5 protein-coding genes are annotated in these 3563 nt (G+C 63.8%); 2 read left to right on the top strand and 3 right to left on the bottom strand.

Annotated elements, in window-relative coordinates:
- The coding region (locus VMR03_RS04515; RefSeq protein WP_325402700.1) for a sulfurtransferase at positions 1 to 224 on the top strand (224 nt) is incomplete at its 5' end.
- 15 nt (positions 225 to 239) lie between these two features.
- Positions 240 to 752, top strand: a complete 513-nt coding sequence (locus tag VMR03_RS04510; protein WP_325402698.1) for a GNAT family N-acetyltransferase — start codon at positions 240 to 242, stop codon at positions 750 to 752.
- A gap of 110 nt (positions 753 to 862) precedes the next feature.
- Here VMR03_RS04510 and VMR03_RS04505 read toward each other — a convergent pair whose 3' ends face one another.
- The 3 genes from VMR03_RS04505 to VMR03_RS04495 form a co-directional block, all read right to left on the bottom strand.
- Complete coding sequence (locus VMR03_RS04505) at positions 863 to 1612, bottom strand: amino acid ABC transporter ATP-binding protein (protein ID WP_325402696.1); 750 nt, start codon at positions 1610 to 1612, stop codon at positions 863 to 865.
- 5 nt (positions 1613 to 1617) lie between these two features.
- Positions 1618 to 2688 carry an amino acid ABC transporter permease gene (locus VMR03_RS04500; protein ID WP_414693146.1) on the bottom strand — a complete coding sequence of 357 codons (1071 nt, stop codon included), beginning with the start codon at positions 2686 to 2688 and terminating at the stop codon, positions 1618 to 1620.
- 1 nt (position 2689) lies between these two features.
- On the bottom strand, positions 2690 to 3563 hold an 874-nt coding region (locus VMR03_RS04495; RefSeq protein WP_325402692.1), incomplete at its 5' end, for an amino acid ABC transporter permease.

The following is a 3563-nucleotide window of genomic DNA, read 5'->3' as shown; positions in this document are numbered from 1 at the left end:
TCGTCAATGCCGACGGCACGCTGAAGTCACGCGAAGAGCTCGTACGGCTTTTCGACGATGCCGGCATCGACCTTTCGCGACCGGTCATCACGACCTGCGGCTCCGGCGTCAGCGCCTGCATCCTCGCCCTCGGCCTCGCCGTGCTGGGCCACCCGCGCACCTCCGTCTATGACGGCTCATGGGCGGAATGGGGTGCGGCCAGGGGCCTTCCCATCGAAGCCTGAGGCGGGCGCAGCGGGATGGGCAAGCTCCACAGAACGACGGTCACCCATCTGGAAATGACGGCGCCGCCGCGCCTCGCGCCGGCCCCGCGCCCGGTCGGCAAATACGCGCTGCTGCGGGCCGAGAAGCCGCCGCTGCACTTCTACCGCTATCTCTACATGACGGTCGGGCGGCCCTATGTCTGGGTCAGCCGCCGCAACCTTCCAGACGAGACACTGGCCGCCATCGTCCATGACGATGCTGTCGAGATCTACGTCCTCTATGTCAACGGCGCGCCGGTCGGCTATTTCGAACTCGACTTCCGAAACATGCCGCAGGCGGAGCTTTCGTTTCTGGGGCTGGTGCCGGAATTCACCGAACAGGGCCTGGGCCGTTTCCTGCTCGGCGAGGCGATTGCGCTCGCCTGGACGAAAAATCCCGACCGCCTGATCGTCCAGACCTGCACGCTGGACCACCCCGCCGCGCTACCGCTCTATCAGCGGATGGGGTTTTCGCCTTACGGGCAAAGCTTGGTCGAGGTGGAGGAGTGAGCCGCTAGAGTATGCCCGCGTTTGACGTGTGTTCGGGGTTACGAAACTAACCAAGTTCGTCATGCGCGGGCTTGACCCGCGTATCCACGACTTTCTTGTCTCCCAGGAAACTACCCCCTCAATATCTGCGCCAGAAACGCCTTCGTCCTCTCGCTCTTGGGGCTTGTGAAAAACTCCGCAGGCGGCGCTTCTTCGACGATCTCGCCCTGATCCATGAAGACGACGCGGTCGGCGACTTCGCGGGCGAAGCCCATTTCGTGGGTGACGCAGATCATGGTCATGCCGTCATGAGCGAGGCCGACCATCACATCGAGGACTTCCTTGATCATTTCGGGGTCGAGCGCCGAGGTCGGCTCGTCGAAGAGCATGATCTTCGGGTTCATGCAGAGCGCGCGGGCGATAGCGACGCGCTGCTGCTGGCCGCCGGAAAGCTGGCCCGGATATTTTGCCGCCTGTTCGGGAATGCGGACGCGCTCCAGAAAGCGCATGGCTATCGCCTCCGCTTCTTCCTTCGGCTGCTTCCGGACCCAGATCGGCGCCAGCGTGCAGTTTTCGAGCACGGTCATGTGCGGGAAAAGATTGAACTGCTGGAAGACCATGCCGACCTCGCGGCGCACCTCGTCGATGCGCTTCAGGTCTTCGGTCAGCTCGATGCCGTCGACCGCAATGCGGCCCCTGTCATGCGCTTCGAGGCGGTTGATGCAGCGGATCAGCGTCGACTTGCCGGAGCCCGACGGCCCGGCGATGACGATGCGCTCGCCTTCCGCTACGGAGAGGTTCACGTCCTTCAGCACATGGAAATCGTCGAACCATTTATCGACATGCTCGATGGCGATGATCGGCTTCTTCGTGTCGGCCATGAACCTTACCTTGCTCTCCCGGCGTTCAGCCGCTTTTCCATGAAGACGGAATAGCGCGACATGCCGAAGCAGAAAACCCAATAGACCAGCGCCGCGAAGACATAGCCGGTCGCGGCGCCCTGCGGCGTCGCCCAATGCATGTCGCTGAGCTGAATACGCACCTGCCCGAGGAAATCGAAAAGCCCGACGATCAGCACCAGCGTCGTGTCCTTGAAGAGGCCGATGAAGGTGTTGACGATGCCGGGGATGACGCTCCTGAGCGCTTGCGGCAGCACGATAAGGCCCATCGTCTGCCAGTAGCTGAGGCCGAGCGCCCTCGCCGCCTCGTATTGCCCGCGCGGCACGGCCTGCAATCCGCCGCGCACCACTTCCGCCATATAGGCCGACGAGAAAAGCGCGACGCCGACGAGGCAGCGCAGCAGATTGTCGAGGCGGACGCCCTGCGGCAGGAAGAGCGGCAGCATCACGCTCGCCATGAAGAGCACGGTGACGAGCGGCACGCCGCGCCAGAATTCGATGAACATGATCGAGAGCGTGCGGATGACCGGCATTTCGGAGCGGCGGCCGAGCGCCAGCAGAATGCCGAGCGGGAACGAGGCGACGATGCCGGTGATCGCGACGACGAGCGTCACCAGAAGCCCGCCCCAGAGATCGGTGTCGACGCCGACGAGACCCGGCCTGTCGCCCGCGATCAGCACGATGGCGATCATCGGCCAGGCGACGACGAGGTAACCAAGATTCCAGAGCTTCGCCGGCACACGTGGGATCAGCATCGGCACGAGGCCCGCGAGCCCGAGCAGAAAGGCGAGGTCGACGCGCCAGCGCAACTCGGTCGGATAGCGGCCATAGATGAACTGGTCGAGATTGGCGAAGATGAAGGGCCAGCAGGCGCCCTTGTCCGGGCCGAGGCAGGCCTCGCGGCCCTCGCCGCTCCAGACCGCGCGGACGAGCGCCCAGTCAAGGAAGGGCGGGATCGTGCTCCAGAAAACATAGAGCACGAACAGCGTCAGCGCGCCGTTCCACCAGCTCGAGAAAAGGTTGCGTCTCAGCCATTTGATGGAGGCGTTCGCGGTCATGTCAGCGCTCCACGATCGCGACGCGCGCATTATAGAGGTTCATCGCGAGGCTGGTCGCGAGGCTGATGACCAGATAGACCGCCATGGTGATAGCGATGACCTCGATCGCCTGCCCCGTCTGGTTGAGCACCGTGCCCGCGAAAACGGAAACCAGATCGGGATAGCCGATGGCGACGGCGAGCGAGGAATTCTTGGTGAGGTTGAGGATCTGGCTCGTCAGCGGCGGCACGATGACGCGCAACGCCTGCGGGATGGTGACGAGGCGCAACGTCTGGCCGTTGGAGAGGCCGAGCGCATGCGCCGCCTCCGTCTGGCCGCGTCCGACGGACTGGATGCCGGCGCGAACGATTTCGGCGATGAAGGCCGCCGTGTAGAGCGTCAGGCCGAGCAACAGTGCCAGAAACTCCGGCAGCAGGCGCCAGCCGCCGACATAGTCGAACTTGCCGATGGCGGCGGGCTCGAGCGTGAATGGCTCGCCGAAGGCGAGCCAAAGAAGTGCTTGCGGCGCAAGGATGATAACGATGTTAACAATAGATGTCGGGAAGATCTCGCCGCTGCGCAATCGCCGCGCCCGTGCCCATCGGTGGATAAAAATGGCGGCGGTCACGCCCACGATCAGCAGAAGAAAGGCCGCGAGGCTCGATGACGTATGCTCGATCGCCGGGGTGACGATGCCGCGATTGCTGAGAAAGACGCCCGGCAGCAGAGTCAGGCTCTCGCGCGGACCCGGCAAAGGCTGAAGGATCGCGAAGTACCAGAAGAAAAGCTGCAGCAGCAGCGGCACGTTGCGCAGCGTCTCGACATAGGCGGCGGCAAGTTTGGCGACCAGCCAGTTGGTCGAAAGCCGCGCCACGCCGACGACGAAGCCAAGCAGC

Origin of the sequence: Parvibaculum sp. (assembly GCF_035511255.1) — a bacterium.
GTDB lineage: Bacteria > Pseudomonadota > Alphaproteobacteria > Parvibaculales > Parvibaculaceae > Parvibaculum.
Note: the sequence above shows the minus strand (reverse complement) of the source record. Positions and strands in the feature narration are given on the sequence as shown.